This is a genomic window from Comamonas testosteroni TK102 (assembly GCF_000739375.1).
Classification (GTDB): Bacteria; Pseudomonadota; Gammaproteobacteria; order Burkholderiales; family Burkholderiaceae_C; genus Comamonas; species Comamonas brasiliensis.
In genome coordinates this window covers 3,703,371-3,718,456 of the sequence record NZ_CP006704.1, presented here as the reverse complement: position 1 = coordinate 3,718,456, position 15,086 = coordinate 3,703,371, and the positions used below count along the sequence as shown (strand labels likewise).

At 62.7% G+C, this 15,086-nt stretch carries 14 protein-coding genes; 8 read left to right on the top strand and 6 right to left on the bottom strand.

Annotated elements, in window-relative coordinates:
- Positions 1-159: 159 nt before the first annotated feature.
- From rsfS to rng, 4 genes are all read left to right on the top strand, one after another.
- Positions 160-837 (top strand): ribosome silencing factor, encoded by a 678-nt coding sequence (gene rsfS / locus O987_RS16835; RefSeq protein WP_003053898.1) that lies wholly within the window; start codon positions 160-162, stop codon positions 835-837.
- Positions 838-1,305, top strand: coding sequence for a 23S rRNA (pseudouridine(1915)-N(3))-methyltransferase RlmH (gene rlmH, locus O987_RS16830; RefSeq protein WP_003053899.1), 468 nt, complete (start codon positions 838-840; stop codon positions 1,303-1,305).
- Between the two features lie 110 nt (positions 1,306-1,415).
- Complete coding sequence (locus O987_RS16825) at positions 1,416-2,030, top strand: Maf family protein (protein WP_043373641.1); 615 nt, start codon at positions 1,416-1,418, stop codon at positions 2,028-2,030.
- Between the two features lie 140 nt (positions 2,031-2,170).
- A complete protein-coding gene (gene rng / locus O987_RS16820) occupies positions 2,171-3,658 on the top strand; it encodes a ribonuclease G (protein ID WP_019042841.1) in 1,488 nt (495 codons plus the stop codon).
- Between the two features lie 631 nt (positions 3,659-4,289).
- On the opposite strand, the gene O987_RS16815 is transcribed toward rng, so the two are convergent.
- Positions 4,290-6,080, bottom strand: coding sequence for an acyl-CoA dehydrogenase (locus O987_RS16815; RefSeq protein WP_043373638.1), 1,791 nt, complete (start codon positions 6,078-6,080; stop codon positions 4,290-4,292).
- A gap of 484 nt (positions 6,081-6,564) precedes the next feature.
- Here O987_RS16815 and O987_RS16810 point away from each other — a divergent pair, with 484 nt between their 5' ends.
- From O987_RS16810 to O987_RS16800, 3 genes are all read left to right on the top strand, one after another.
- On the top strand, positions 6,565-7,545 hold the full coding sequence (locus tag O987_RS16810; protein WP_043373636.1) for a quinone oxidoreductase family protein: 981 nt from the start codon (positions 6,565-6,567) through the stop codon (positions 7,543-7,545).
- Positions 7,546-7,637: 92 nt separating this feature from the next.
- Positions 7,638-8,294, top strand: coding sequence for a DsbA family protein (locus tag O987_RS16805; RefSeq protein WP_043373633.1), 657 nt, complete (start codon positions 7,638-7,640; stop codon positions 8,292-8,294).
- Positions 8,263-8,616, top strand: a complete 354-nt coding sequence (locus O987_RS16800; protein WP_050874111.1) for a Rieske (2Fe-2S) protein — start codon at positions 8,263-8,265, stop codon at positions 8,614-8,616. Before O987_RS16805 ends, O987_RS16800 begins: the two co-directional genes overlap by 32 nt.
- A gap of 138 nt (positions 8,617-8,754) precedes the next feature.
- Here the strand turns inward: O987_RS16800 and O987_RS16795 are convergent, their stop codons facing one another.
- The 4 genes from O987_RS16795 to O987_RS16780 form a co-directional block, all read right to left on the bottom strand.
- The gene (locus O987_RS16795) at positions 8,755-9,867 is read right to left on the bottom strand and encodes a porin (protein ID WP_235214170.1); all 1,113 of its coding nucleotides are present in this window, start codon (positions 9,865-9,867) and stop codon (positions 8,755-8,757) included.
- A gap of 242 nt (positions 9,868-10,109) precedes the next feature.
- Positions 10,110-11,162 carry a Bug family tripartite tricarboxylate transporter substrate binding protein gene (locus O987_RS16790; RefSeq protein ID WP_043373631.1) on the bottom strand — a complete coding sequence of 351 codons (1,053 nt, stop codon included), beginning with the start codon at positions 11,160-11,162 and terminating at the stop codon, positions 10,110-10,112.
- A 99-nt stretch (positions 11,163-11,261) separates the two neighbouring features.
- Positions 11,262-11,864, bottom strand: a complete 603-nt coding sequence (locus O987_RS16785) for an RBBP9/YdeN family alpha/beta hydrolase (protein ID WP_019042832.1) — start codon at positions 11,862-11,864, stop codon at positions 11,262-11,264.
- A 15-nt stretch (positions 11,865-11,879) separates the two neighbouring features.
- A complete protein-coding gene (locus tag O987_RS16780) occupies positions 11,880-12,791 on the bottom strand; it encodes a TauD/TfdA dioxygenase family protein (protein WP_051962202.1) in 912 nt (303 codons plus the stop codon).
- Positions 12,792-12,901: 110 nt separating this feature from the next.
- Here O987_RS16780 and O987_RS16775 point away from each other — a divergent pair, with 110 nt between their 5' ends.
- A complete protein-coding gene (locus tag O987_RS16775; protein ID WP_043373628.1) occupies positions 12,902-13,924 on the top strand; it encodes an AraC family transcriptional regulator in 1,023 nt (340 codons plus the stop codon).
- A gap of 78 nt (positions 13,925-14,002) precedes the next feature.
- Here O987_RS16775 and O987_RS16770 read toward each other — a convergent pair whose 3' ends face one another.
- Entirely contained in the window at positions 14,003-15,055 is a 1,053-nt protein-coding gene (locus O987_RS16770; protein WP_235214169.1) for a Bug family tripartite tricarboxylate transporter substrate binding protein, read from the bottom strand.
- Between the last annotated feature and the right edge of the window lie 31 nt (positions 15,056-15,086).

The window sequence follows — 15,086 nt, the reverse complement described above, 5'->3', positions numbered from 1 at the left end:
ATAGCTGGATGCGCGCTATTGACTGGCGCGTCAACCTTTTTCAATGCGTGAAGAGCACAGGCCCCTGGCGGTCTGGACGCCTATGCCAACCCAACCCTGATACGGGTGTGGCGCGGCACACGCTATATTGATCCCATCATTTACTGATTCCATCGCCTGATGACCACCTCCACCAAATCGGATTCCGCAGCCAAGCGCGACGTCACCAAACTCCAGCGAGCCATTGTTGACGGCCTCGAAGACGTCAAGGCCCACGACATCCAGGTGTTCAACACCGAAGCGCTGTCCCCGCTGTTCGAGCGCGTGATCGTGGCCTCGGGTACCTCCAATCGCCAGACCAAGGCACTTGCCTCCAGCGTGCGCGAAGCCGTCAAGGAAGCAGGCTTTCCCGTGCCTCGTCAGGAAGGTGAGCAAAACGGCGAATGGATCATCGTGGACTGCGGCTCGGTGGTCTGCCACATCATGCAGCCGGCCATTCGTCAGTACTACCGCCTGGAAGAAATCTGGGGCGAGACACCGGTGCGCATGAAGATCGGTGCCGCCAAGCCCAAGCCTGCCGAAGTGGCCGCCAAGAAGCTGGCCGCCAGGCAGGCCGTGGACAAGGCCGCTGCGGAAAACACCGTGGTCGAGAAAAAGCCTGCTGCCAGGAAGGCTGCGGCCAAGAAGCCAGCCACCAAGACAGCTGCCGGTGCCAAGCCTGCAGCCAAGAAGCCCGCTGCCAAGTCCGCCGCCGCCAAGACGGTCAAGACCGTGGTCGTCAAGCCCAGCACTCCTCGTACTGCCAAGCCGGCTGCTGCCAAACCCGCAGCCAAGCGTGCTCCCCGCGCCAAGGCCTAAATGAAGCTGACCATCGTGGCCGTAGGCCTGCATGTGCCCGACTGGGCGCAGACGGCCTACGACGATTACGCCAAGCGCTTTCCGCCCGAACTCAAGGTCGAACTCAAGGCCGTCAAGACCGAGCCGCGCGGCTCCAAGACGCTGGAGACCCTGTATGCGGCAGAGCGCAAGCGTATCGAAGCCGCCATCCCCAGGGGCACCCGCATCGTGGTGCTCGACGAGCGCGGCACCAATCTGACCACCAAGGCACTGGCGCAGCGCCTCAAGGGCTGGCAGCTCGAGAGCGACGATGTGGCCCTGGTCATTGGCGGGCCCGACGGTCTGGACCCCGAGTTCAAGGCCGCAGCCCATGAGCGCATCCGTCTCTCCGACCTGACCCTGCCGCATGCCATGGTGCGCGTGCTGCTGATTGAACAGCTCTATCGAGCCTGGTCGGTCAATGCCGGTCATCCCTATCACCGCGAATAAGCGCTTGTGATCGGACTCTGCGTGCAATTTCACGCAGTGCGTGATACTATGATTTTGATAGCCTGTTGCGCTTTATATATGGGCGCTAGAGGCCATTTTTAATCAAAATCATGGCGCCCATTCTCTATCTTGCATCCCAAAGTCCCCGCCGTCGTCAGCTGCTCGAGCAACTGGGCGTGGCGCATGAATTGCTGCTGCCCAATGCAGCCGACGATATCGCCGAGGATGCCGAGGCCATAGAGGCCGAGCTGGCCGGTGAAGATCCCCATGACTATGTGCAGCGCGTGACGGCCGGCAAGCTCGATGCCGCCGTGGCCCGCCATGCGCGGCGTGGTCTGCCGGCAGCGCCCATTCTGTGCTCCGACACCACCGTTGCGCTGGGCAAGCAGATTCTGGGCAAGCCCGCCGATGCCGAAGACGCGCGACGCATCCTGCGTCTGCTCTCCGGGGCCGAACATGAGGTGCTGACCGCCGTGGCGCTGCAAAGCGGCGCGCGGCGTCTGCAGGCCCTGTCGGTGTCCACCGTGCGCTTTGCTCCCATGACCGAGGCACAGATCGAGGCTTATGTGGTCACGGGCGAGCCCATGGGCAAGGCCGGAGCCTATGGCATACAGGGCAGGGCGGCCGCACATATCGCAGAGATCCGCGGCAGCTATTCGGCCATCATGGGCCTGCCCGTTTACGAAACTGCCGAGCTTTTGCGCCAGCTGGGCTGGCCGCTCTGAACCTTTGGCGCAATCGGCACTCTGTTCTTGAGGCTTGCCCCGAGGGAAGTTCTGCATGGCAGCTGTCTTGCGCCAGCCATGCGCGCGTCGCACACTGGGCGCAGCAAAAGCCAGGACATATAAAGAAAGAACGACAGTCAATGCAGCAAGATATTTTGATCAACTGGTCGCCGCAGGAAACGCGGGTGGCGATTGTCGAGAATGGCGCCGTGCAGGAGCTGCACATGGAGCGCCCGCTGGAGCGGGGACTCGTCGGCAACATCTATCTGGGCAAGGTCTCGCGCGTGCTGCCCGGCATGCAGTCCGCCTTCATCGATATCGGTCTGGAGCGTGCTGCCTTCTTGCATGTGGCCGATGTCTGGCAGCGTCAGGACAGCGGCGAAGCCCCGATGTTCGCGCGCAAGGACCAGCCGCTGACACCCATCGAAAAGCAGGTGTTCGAAGGCCAGTCCATCATGGTGCAGGTCATCAAGGACCCCATAGGGACCAAGGGTGCCCGTCTGTCCACGCAGATCAGCATTGCCGGGCGTCTGCTGGTGTTTCTGCCCCAGGACGACCATATAGGCATCTCCCAGAAAATTCCCCAGAACGAGCGCGATGCCTTGCGGGCTCGTCTGCAGGAGCTGGTCGGCACCAAGGAGGGGGGCGGTGGCGGCGGATTCATACTGCGCACCAATGGCGAGGAGTCCAGCGATGCCGAGCTGGCCGATGACATCCGCTATCTGCGCAAGACCTGGGCGCGCATCAAGGATACGGCACAGAAGCTGCCCGTCATGTCGGTGCTGCACCAGGATCTGAACCTGCTGCAGCGTGTGCTGCGGGACCTGGTCGGCGAGAACACCCAGAGCATTCGCATCGATTCGCGCGAACAGTTTGCGCTGCTCAAGAGCTTTGGCCAGGAATACATGCCGGCGGCCGTGCCAAAGCTTGCGTTGTACAAGGGCGAGCGTCCGATCTTCGACCTCTACAACATCGACGAGGAAATCGCGCGCGCTCTCGGGCGGCGTGTGGATCTGAAGTCGGGCGGCTATCTGATCGTCGATCAGACCGAAGCCCTGACCACCATCGATGTCAACACGGGCGGCTATGTCGGTGCGCGCAATTTTGACGACACCATCTTCAAGACCAATCTGGAAGCGGCGCACGCCATCGCGCGTCAGCTGCGCCTGCGCAATCTGGGCGGCATCATCATCGTGGACTTCATCGACATGGTGCGCGAGGAGCATCAGGGCGAGGTTCTCTCCGAATTCCGCCGCCAGCTGGCACGCGACCGCGTCAAGACCATGGCCGGCGGCTTCTCGCAGCTGGGCCTGGTGGAGATGACGCGCAAGCGTACGCGCGAGTCGCTGGCCCATATGCTGTGCGAGCCCTGTGCGGCCTGCTCCGGCAAGGGCGATGTCAAGACCGCGCGCAGCATCTGCTACGAGGTGCTGCGCGAAATCCTGCGCGAAGCGCGCCAGTTCAATCCCCATGAGTTCCGCGTCGTGGCATCGCCCAAGGTGGTGGAGATGTTCCTCGACGAGGAAAGCCAGCATCTGGCCAGCCTCTCCGACTTCATCGGCAAGCCCATTTCGCTGCAGGCCGAGACCGCGATGGCGCAGGAGCAATACGATATCGTGCTGTTGTGAGGAGCGCTGAGACGGCGTGAGACACCGACCGCGCTGCTGCTGAGCTGGCACGCTGCGGCTTGAAGCAAAACGAGGCGCTTGGGCGCCTCGTTCCATATGCCTGCCTAAAACAGGTGCAGTGGATTGGTGCTTGGCCGCTGCCACAGCGATGGCTTCGCCATCCCGGTCGGTGTAGGTCAGGCCCTTGGGGGCGACCATCCAGTAGAAGAAGGCCCCCAGTCCTGCGGCCATCGTCGAGGCGCTGGCCGAAGGCGATAACGCCAAGGCCGAGCAGCTGATGATTGCGCATATCGATGCCCTGAAGTCGCTTCTGGACGAGGGACTGGCGGGCAATCGCCGAGAACGGGACCGTCTGCGCTCCATCCTGATTGCGCAGCCGTAGCCATCGCCGCAATGCCTTGCCTGGGCAGACTGCTCTGCCTGGAAAACTCATTCCATCAATAGCCCTCGGCGGCCTGCGCCGGCAGTGCAAGCCTAAGTGATGGCACCAGAGTCTGCCGAGTGGCTGGTCTTGGTGCGCCTCAGGGATTAAAAAACATAGCGGCTAGCGCTTTATCCATAAGTACCAGCCGCTATTTCCATGCATTTCATGATGAGGCAGGGCGTTGCCGCCCCGCCCTCAGGTGCAGGATCAGAACAGATCCATGGACAATGCCATCACGCTGGCCGCGCCGTTGATCACGGCATCGGCCTGGCCGGGTACCCGGGTCAGGATATGTTCGGCATAGAACCGGGCCGTGGCCAGCTTGGCCTGCATGAAGGCCGTGTCCTGGCCCTTGGCCAGCAGCTCCTGCGCAGCCAGCACCGAGCGGCCCAGCTGCCAGCCGGCGACCAGATTGCCGGTGAGCATCAGATAGGGGACGCTGCCCGCATAGGCCGCATTGGGGTCGGCCTTGGCCTGGGCCACGATGAAGTCCACCACCTGCACAAAGGCCTGACGGGCCTGGGCCAGATTCCTGGCGACCGCCTTGGCCGTATCGGTGCCGCTGGCATGGAGGGCGGCTTCGGTCTTTTCGATCTGGGCGGCAATCGCCTTGGCGGTCAGGCCGCCATCACGTGCGGTCTTGCGGCCGACCAGGTCATTGGCCTGGATGGCGGTCGTGCCCTCATAGATGGTCAGGATCTTGGCGTCGCGGTAGTACTGGGCGGCGCCGGTTTCCTCGATGAAGCCCATGCCGCCATGCACCTGCACCCCCAGGCTGGTGACTTCCAGGCTCATTTCGGTGCTGTAGCCCTTGACCAGCGGCACCATGAATTCATAGAAGGTCTGGTTGGCCTGGCGCACTTCGGCGTCCGGGTGGTGGTGGGCGGCATCGTAGGCGGCAGCGGCCGCGGTGGCCATGGCGCGACAGCCTTCGTTGCTGGCACGCATGGTCATCAGCATGCGGCGCACATCGGGGTGGTGGATGATGGTGGCGCTGGCCTTGACCGAGCCGTCGACGGGGCGGCTTTGAACGCGTTCCTTGGCATAGGCCACGGCGTGCTGGTAGGCCCGCTCGGCCACGGCCAGGCCCTGCAGGCCCACGGCATAGCGGGCGGCGTTCATCATGATGAACATGTATTCGAGACCGCGGTTCTCTTCGCCCACGAGGTAGCCGCTGGCTCCCCCGTTGTCGCCAAATTGCAGCACGGCCGTGGGCGAGGCCTTGATGCCCATCTTGTGCTCGATGCTGACGCAGTGCACATCGTTGCGCTTGCCCAAGGAGCCGTCCTGGTTCACCAGGAACTTGGGCACGACAAACAGGCTGATCCCCTTGACGCCTTCGGGGGCGCCGGCCACGCGGGCCAGGACCAGGTGGACGATGTTGTCCGCCATATCGTGCTCGCCATAGGTGATGAAGATCTTGGTGCCGAAGACCTTGTAGCTGCCATCACCCTGAGGCTCGGCCCTGGTGCGCACCAGGGCCAGGTCGGAGCCGGCCTGGGGCTCGGTCAGATTCATGGTGCCGGTCCACTCACCGGTCACCAGCTTTTCCAGGTAGGTGGACTTGAGTGCATCGCTGCCTGCAGTGAGCAGTGCCTCGATGGCACCGTCGGTCAGCAGCGGGCACAGCGCAAAGCTCAGGTTGGCGCTGTTGAGCATCTCGATGCAGGCCGCACCAATGGTCTTGGGCAGGCCCTGGCCGCCAAAGTCGGCTGGGTGCTGCAGGCCCTGCCAGCCGCCTTCGGCGTACTGCTTGAAGGCATCGGCAAAGCCGGGCGTGGTGGTGACGACGCCGTCCTTGAAGGACGAGGGGTTGACATCGCCTGGCACATTCAGGGGAGCGACCACGCCTTCGCAAAGCTTGGCGCATTCTTCGAGAACGGCCTGCGCGGTCTCCAGCCCCGCGTCTTCAAAGCCGGGAATCTGGGCGACTTGCTCGATCTGGGCCAGATGCTCCATGTCGAACAGCATGTCTTTGATGGGCGCTTTATAGGTCATCGTCTCTGTTTCCTCGAATGCTGGCCCGGCTGGCTGCCAGACCTGGGTTGTGCCTTGGATTGTTGGGGAAGTTGCCTGCCACGGATGGCAGGGGCTTCCCTCGACTTCATGTCCGGCGCCTGGCAAGAATGCCAGGCCCTCGCATTGGTTTGACGTTTACGTAAACGGAATGATTCTAGAGGCTGGGACGGGCTTGCCGCAGTCGCAGACGCGCAATATGGTGGCCAACGCTTGCGGCAAGCTTTCAATCAAAGAGAAACTTTGTAGTTAACTTTTTGCGCCTGGTATTTACCCGTGGTGTCGCGTAAAGACAAGAGAGCGGCGCTCTCGGGAAATGTCCTGGAGACGAACTCCCATAAATTCAGTCCAGTCTGAATGGAGAGATAGCGGAGATATGGTCTAAGCCATTGATTTGTATCGATTCTGTTCGAGGTGAGGGCGTGTGCCGTATCACCTTTCGATTGGTATCTGACTGGGAGTTTGTATGGCTAAAGTAATCCGTTATCACGAAGTTGGCGGCCCCGAGGTGTTGCGACAGGAAGACATTGAAGTCGGCCAACCCGGTCCGGGTCAGGTCCGCCTCAAGCAGGGCGCTGTGGCCTTGAACTTTGCCGATACCTATTTCCGCTCCGGTCTGTATCCCGCTCCTTTGCCCGCAGGCGTGGGCAGCGAGGCTTGCGGCACGATCACGGCCGTGGGCGACGGCGTGACGGATTTCAAGGTCGGCGACCGCGTGACCTATACCGGCGCACTCAACACCATCGGCGCTTACGCCACGGAGCGCCTGATTTCTGCTGCCCCCCTGATCCGTCTGCCTGACAACATCAGCTTTGAAACCGCAGCAGCCATCACCATGCGTGGACTGACCGCGGCTTACCTGATGCGCCGCATCTGGGACTTCAAGCAGGGCGATACCATCTTGCTGCATGCTGCAGCCGGTGGCGTGGGTCTGCTGGTGTCGCAGTGGGCAAAGCTGGAAGGCCTGAACGTGATCGGCACCGTCTCCAGCGATGCCAAGGCCGAAGTGGCCAAGGCCAACGGCTGCGTTCACACCATCAACTACAGCCATGAAGACGTGGCCAAGCGCGTGCGTGAGCTGACCGATGGCGTGGGCGTGAATGCCGTCTTCGACAGCGTGGGCAAGGACACTTTCGAGGGCTCGCTCAACAGCCTGAAGGTGCGCGGTCTGATGGTCTGTCTGGGCACGGCTTCAGGCTCCATTGCGCCATTCAACCCACAGATTCTGGCAGGCAAGGGCTCGCTCTTCCTGACCCGTCCCGCATCGGCGCATTACATCGCCGACCCCACGGAGCGTGCAGAGCTGGCCAACGAGCTGTTCGCCCATGTGGCCGAAGGCCGTATCAAGGTGGACATCAGCAAGCGCTATGCGCTGGAAGACGCCGCGCAGGCTCATCGCGACCTGGAAGCCCGCAAGATTGTGGGATCGGCCATCTTCACGCTCTGAGATATCGAAGGCAGCACTTCGGTATGAAAAGGGCTGAGCCATTCAGCCCTTTTTTGCATCAACTCCGATGATTGCCCAAAGAAATAAATGTCATGACTCAAAGCTCTGCTGCAACGACACTGCAGGTCGACTTTTCGCTGGACCTGATCTGCCCCTGGTGCTGGATCGGTCTGCGCAATCTGCTGGCCGCCCGTGAGATGCTGCTGGCCAGATATCCCGACCAGCAGCTTGCAATCCATTGGCATGCCGACACTCTGCAGCCCCAGATCCCGGAGCATGGAGTGCCTTATCAGGCCTTCTACGAAGCCCGGCTCGGCGGCCCCAGGGCCGTGGAGGTTCGCCGTGCCCAGGTGCGCTCGGCGGCCCACGCGGCGGGCCTGCAGATCAATCATGCGCTGATTGAGACCTTCCCCAGCACGCGCCTGGTTTGCGCGTTGGTCAACTACGCCCAGACTCTGCTCGATGGTGAGTCCATGATCCGCTTTGTGGAGTCCATCTTTGCCGCCTACTTTGTGCAGGGCCGCGATATAGGCTCGGTCATGGTGTTGCAGCAGCTGGCGTACTCGGCAGCACTGGACTGGAATCCTTCCCGCTTTGATGCGCTGCGCTACCAAAGCGAGGCCAGCCATACCGGCGGCGTGCCGCATATGGTGTTCAACCGGCGTCTGCAGGTGACGGGCGCGGTGGCGCCTGCGGAGCTGCTGCGCGCCATGGAGCATGCCCGTGTTGCCGACAGCATCTTCGCCTGATACTGCATTGCTGGCTGCCGGCGCCGTGCGGGATTTGCCGCCTGGCGGGCGAAAGCTGGTCTTCACGCCTGGTGGTCAGAGCATCTTGCTGCTGAATGTCGAAGGCGAGTTCTATGCCTTGGAGAACAGCTGCCCGCATGCGGGTGCCTCCATGGCAGGCGGAAATTGCGATGCTCATGTGCTCAGTTGCCCCGCGCATGGACTCAAGTTCGATATCCGCAGCGGCAAGTGCACGGCATCGCCGCAGATGACGATTCCTCTGCACGAAGTCCTGGTCAGGGAGGGACTGCTCTGGCTCAAACCGCCTGACAACTGCTGGTAAACCATCGAGCGCTTGTGTGCGATGAAAAAGGCCCGCAGATTTTCTCTGCGGGCCTTTTTTTATGGTTACAGGATTGATGCCCTCTGGCCAGAGTCCGGAAATCGGCAACCGGCAGACGCCGGTTGCCATGGATTGGACTCAGAACGTGTGGCGAATGCCGATGTCAAAGCCCGAGGCATTGCCGCCAGCGACCGGGATCGGGCCCTGCAGAGCGCCCGTGGCCACCGGCAGGTTGATGCTGCCGCGGTTGTCCACATAGGCATAGGTGCCGTAGAGGGCAGTGCGTTTGGAGAGGTTGTGCACATAGCCCACGGCGTACTTGTTGGAGCTGCTGCCGCTGTTGTCGTTGCGGCTCAGGCGCATGAAGCTCATGGGGATGTTGTCGTTGCCGACCTTCCAGATGGCGCCCAGCTGCCAGTAGCGCACATGGTTGGCGTTGTCCAGGCCTGCCAGGCGGTTGCCGGTGCGGTGATCGGCAGCCAGAACCATGAGGCGGTGGCCCTCCCAGAGGTAGGAGGCGGCGGCATTGATCTGCCTGTAATCGTCGGCGGCGCGGTTCTTGGTGGTCGTGATGGCGACGGCTGCATCCCAGTTATCACCTCCATAACCCAGGCGTGCACCATAGACGCGGCCGTCCTGGCGGTTGGGGCCGGCATCGTTTTCGCCGAATGCCGTCATCAATTGATAGAACAGGCCCTTGCAGCTGGAGCTGGAGCAGCCGGGCGAGAGGTAGCCAATGCTGTTCGACGCGCGAAAGCCCGTCACCGTCGTGCCGTGCAGCACATGCAGGCTCATGCCTACGCCCAGGCGAAAGGGGTCGTAGTTGAACATGTTCCAGAAGGCGGGCACATAGTCGCGGCCCAGGCGCACCTCACCCCATTGCTTGCTCTGCAGATAGACCAGGGACTTGCGGTTGAAGCTCAGGCCGTTGCCGCTGCCTGCCCCTGAGGGCTGGTTGTTGGTGTTGGAGGCCTGGCCGGTACCGTTGTCGGTATTGAGGCCCGCTTCCAGATCAAAGCCGGCGGCCAGACCGCTGCCGAGATCTTCGCGGCCCCGAAAGCCCAGACGGCTGGCCTGGTTGCCACTGGAGGTCAGCATCTGGCGCGAGCCCGCGCCCGCGCCTCGGTAGTTGGATACGGCCATATCCACCACGCCGTAGATCTGCACCGACGATTGCGCCGAAGCCGCCAGCGGCGCCAGCGTGCATGCGAGAGCGCTCAGCGCATTGAAAGCCATTTTTCTTGTAGTCATTCATGTCTCCTTGAACCGTTGAAAAAAGATGCCTGAAGGCAAACCGACGAGAAACACAGCAGCGCAAGGCCGGACCCGGGCCTTGGGGATGGGCTGAAGGCGCAGACAAGCCCCGGCTCGAATCCCGCCAAAGGACTTGAGCCGGGTGCAGCCGCCCACGGTGCCAAGGGGGCACCGGGCAGAGGGCTTGAATCAGATAAGTAATGGGGCCGCTTGAGAGCAATTGCTCAAGGACCCGGGCTTCAGTTCTCGGGCTTGTAGCCTAGGGACTTGAGCAGGGCCGCCTGCTTGCGGCTGGCTTCTTGGAGGTCGGTCGTCATCTCGGCTGTGCTCAGCGGCTGGCCGGGCTCCATGCCCAGCGAAGCGAGCTGTTTGAGAACGGCCTCCTTGCGGAAATGCGCCAGCGCCACATCCCGCAGCTTCTGCTGGATGGCTGCCGGGGTTTGCGGATGGGACCACACGGCAAACCAGCCTGGTTTGGAAAGTTGGGGGTAGCCCAGCTCCGAGAAGGTCGGCACCTCGGGCAAAGTCTGCAGGCGGCTCGGGTAGACGACTGCCAGCGCCCTGATCTTGCCGCTGTGAATCAGGGGCAGCGAAGTGGTGACTCCATCGAACATCACCGGGACATGGCCGCCCATGAGGTCCACCAGAGCAGGGGGCGAGCCCTTGTAGCCCACATGGCGCATATTGATCTTGGCCAACTGGCCCAGCAGCATGCCCGAGGTGTGGCCCTTCAGGCCCGTGGCGTAGGAGGCAAAGTCCACGCCGTCGCGTTGCTGCCTGGCGTAGCTGATGAACTCGGGCAGCGTCTGAAAAGGCAGGTCCTTGTTGGCAACCATGACCAGGCCGGTGCGTGTGAGCTGGGCCAGCGGCGTCAGGTCCTTGAAGGGGTCGAAGCTGACTTTCTGGGCCTGCGGTGCCTCGCTCAGCGCTCCGTCCTGAATCACCAGGAAGGTATAGCCGCTCTTTCCATGCGACTTGAGGTCCTGGATGCCGATGGCTCCCGAAGCTCCGGGCTTGGACTCCACGATCACGGGCTGCTTGAGCTCCTGCGTCATGCCCTCTGCCAGCAGACGGGCCAGGGTGTCGGCCGTGCCGCCGGCAGGCCCGGTGACGATCAGGCGTATGGGCCTGGTCGGCCAGTCTGCGGTCTGCTCGGCCTGTGCGGGCAAGGCCAGGCTGGCGGCCACGGCCATGACGGCCAGGCCTGATTTCCGGCGCAGTGCGCTGGCTGTCGCGGTGCGAGAAGCTGCGGTGTCCACTGATTTGCGCGAGGCGGGTGTCGTTGCCTTCATTGCTTGTCTCCTTCAACGGGGAGATCTGGCTCCCCATCTGCGCGCACCTTTTATAGTTTGTGGGTGGCTGCGCATTCATCGTGATGGTCGTCTGGCGGCTCAGGCCGTTGGTTCGGGCTGACGGGCTTCGATCCGCGCCTGCAAATCCTCGATCAGCTGTTTTGCCTGCGGCCAGGGGCCATGGCCCGAGGCCGGGTTCAGGTGGCCCTGGGGGCCCAGCTCCACCAGCTCGCTTCCCCAGTCGCGCGCAAAGCTGCGCGCGCGCTCCAACTGGGTCAGCGGGTCATTGCTGCTGGCTGCCAGCAGTGTGGGAAACGGCAGGCGCTGGCGCGGGATGGGCGTCCAGCCGTGGGCTGCCAGCACATCCTTGGGCGGGTAGCCGGCAGGCATCTGGGTTTCCACATCGGCGGGGGCAGCAAGCAAGGCTCCGAGAATGGGACGGGCTCGGCGCAGCGCCCAGTGCGCGACCATCATGCAGCCGGCGCTGTGCGCCACGATGATGACGGGGCCGGCGATGCCGTCCAGTGCACGGTCGATCGCGTCCAGGCGGGCCTGGCAGCTGAGCTTGTCCTGCTCCAGCGGCGGCACGGTAACGCAGGGGATGGACTGCGCAGCCAGCTCCTTGGCCAGCAGCGTCTGCCAGTGCTCTTGCACATGGTCGCGCAGGCCGGGGATGATGAGAATCGTGTGGTTCAAGGTCATCTTCTGTCTCCTGGCTCAGTCCGTGGGGCCGCCGATGATGGCCGTGCGTTCCATCTTGCGGTGGCAGGGCTGGTAGTCCATCACTGCGTAGTGCTGGGTGGAGCGGTTGTCCCAGAAGGCTACGCTGTTCCTGCGCCACTTGAAGCGCACCTGGTACTCGGGAATCATTGCCTGGCTGGTGAGGTAATTGAGCAGTTGCGAGGAGCCGGGCGATTTGTCCAGGCCGAAGCGCACATTGGCGGGTGTGTTGTAGTTGGTGAAATGGGTGGTGAAGCTGCTGTTGACGAACAGAATCTTCTCGCCGGTTTCGGGGTGGATGCGCACCACGGGGTGCTCCGCGTCGGGGTATTGGGCCTTGAGTGCCAGGCGCTTTTCGATAGGCATGACGGCACCAAAGCTCGCTTCGATGCTGTGGCGGGCACGCAGGTGCTCGATCTTGACCTTGATGTCGGCTGGCAGGTTCTCATAGGCCATCACCATGTTCACCCACATGGTGTCGCCGCCGACGGACGGGCACTCAACGCAGCGCAGCACGCAGCCCATGGGTGGCTGCTCGCGCCATGTCGCGTCGGTGTGCCAGGAGTTCTCGTTGCGGTCCAGAGGGCTGTCGGGGGTCTTGTAGATCTGCACCAGGCCTGGGTGCTCGGGGTGGCTGCCCACCACCGGGTGGTCTTCCAGTTCGCCAAACTTGCGCGCAAACGCCACATGCTCGGCGCGTGTGATGTCCTGGTCGCGGAAAAAGATCACGCGGTGCCTGAGCAGCGCCTGGCGGATCTCGGCCATCAGGCCTTCGTCCTCGGCGGCCGCACCCAGATGAACGTTGGCCAGCTCCGCACCGATGGAACAGGTCAGAGGATTGACTTCCAGAGAGCGGGTCAAAGAGCTGGAGCGGATAAGGGCGGGTGCTGCGCCAACCTCGTTTTTCATTGGGAAGTCTCCTTATAGAATCAATGTCGCCAGTGTGAAAACTCCCCTCGATCGGCGCTTGTCATTACATGACTGGTGCTTTGCAATTAGTGCCAAGTTAGTGAAACCCCATGGCCTCTCTCGTTCGCGCAGCCTGCTTGACCAATTACGCCGAAGTCGCCCAGGCTTCGGGGTTGAATGGCGTGCGCATGCTGCTCGATGCTGGTCTCAGCCCTGCGGTGCTCGACGAGCCGGATCTGATGATCCCGGTGGACAAGGTGGGGCGTTTGCTGCAGGCCTCGGCCACGCAGTCGGGCAATGAAAGCTTTGGTCTGTGCATGGCGCGCTCGCGCCTGCTGTCCAATATGGGGCCGGTGGGCCTGCTGATCCGCGATCAGGCCACGCTGCGCGATTCGCTGAACCTGCTGGTGCGTCATCTGGCCCTGCTCAACGGCGCCATGACGCTGGAGCTGGACGAGCAGGCCGACACGGTGTTGATCCGTGAGCTGTTGCTGGCCGGCCGTGCCCATGAGCCTACGCGCCAGCGCGTGGAGCTGGCGCTGGGCGTGATGGTGCGCGCCATTCGGCAGCTGATAGGTCGCGACTGGCAGCCTCGCATGGTGTGTTTCGAGCATGCCGCGCCCAAGGACCTGAGCATGCACCACCTGATGTTCGGCCAGCGCGTGGAGTTCAACCAGGAGTTCAACTGCATTGTCTGCGCCAAGGCCGATCTCGATACGCGCAACGAGTTCGCCGACCCCGCCATGGTGCGTTATGCGCAAAAGCTGCTGGAGTCCGTGGCACCCGTGAGCGACGATGCGGTGCTGGACGATGTGCGCCGCACCATCTTGCTGCTCTTGCCCAGCGGCCGCTGCAGCATTGAGAAGGTCAGCGAGCACCTGGGTGTGGTGCCACGCACCATTCAGCGGCGGCTGACGGAAAAGGGTCAGAGCTTTTCCTCGCTGATGAACGATATCCGCAAGGAGCTGGCCGTGCGCTATGTGTTCGAGAGCAGCCGCTCGCTGACCGAAGTGGCCGAGTTGCTGGGCTTTACGGCCCCCAGCAGTTTTTCGCGCTGGTATCAGAGCCAGTTTGGCTGCAGTGCCAAGGACAGCCGCGCCAGGGCGCAACACGAAGGCCAGGGCGGCGCATAAAAAGGCGGGCCGCAAGGGCCCGCCAAACACACTACCAAGATGCCGCCCGTGAGATGAGGACGGCGACGCCAGCTTCCTTCAGTTGCCGGCGACTCTGAGCTTGCTCAGAATTTTGCGGTTCTGCTCCACCGTGCTCAGCATTTTTTGCTGCAGCTGCGGCATGGTGCTCGGCTGGGGCGCATCAAAGCCCTGGCTCCTGAGCTGCGCCTGGAATTTGGGGGATTGGGTCACCTTGTCCATTTCCTGGCGCACCTTCTGGACCAAGGACGCAGGCGTGCTGCTCAGCACGAACAGACCCACGCTGGCATCGGGCAGCACGAAGTCGGGCATGTTCTGTTCGGCAAAGCTGGGCACATCGGGCAGCAGCCGCGAGCGGCTGGGTGAAACCACGCCCAGGGCCTTGATCTTGCCGGCCTTGATCAGCGGGGCGGCATTGGTCACCACCTCAAAGGTCAGCTGCACCTGATTGCCGATCAGGTCGACGATGGCCGGGGCCGATCCCTTGTAAGGCACGGCGGTGATCCTGCCGCCGCTTTTCTCGCTCAGCAGCTCGCCCAGCATGTCGGAGCGGGTGCCGGGACTCAGGTTGGCGATATTGACCGGGCTGCTGCTCTTTTGCGCGTAGTCCAGCACTTCCTGAATCCTGTTGGGCGGGAAGCTGTTGTTGGCCACCAGCATGTGCACCATGGACGCCACATCCGAGACATAGGTGAAGGTCTTGTGTACATCGAACGGCGTCTTCACGGTGAGCGGAAAGTCGGTCCAGACGCTGGAGGGCGCAATCATCAGCGTGTGCCAGTCGGCAGGTGCATTCATCACGGCGCGCTCGGCAATCACGGCCGAGCCGCCGGGCTTGTTGTCCACCACCACGGGCTGGCCCAGATTGGTCTGCAGATGATCGGCCACCAGACGCGCCACGCCGTCAGTGATGCCGCCCGGAGGTGCAGGAATGACGATACGTATGGGCTTGCTGGGCCAGGCGGGGGCCGGGGTCTGGGCCTGCGCAGCCGTACCCGCTAGCAGGCCGGTACAAAGCACGGCGGCGCAACAGCGCAGGCTTTGAACCATGCTGCGCCTATGTTGCTTGCGTGATGGCGTGGCGGGTTCTGCGAAATTCACGGCGCTTGTCATGGAGGTCTCCTGTCGTTTTGTCATGGGGTCT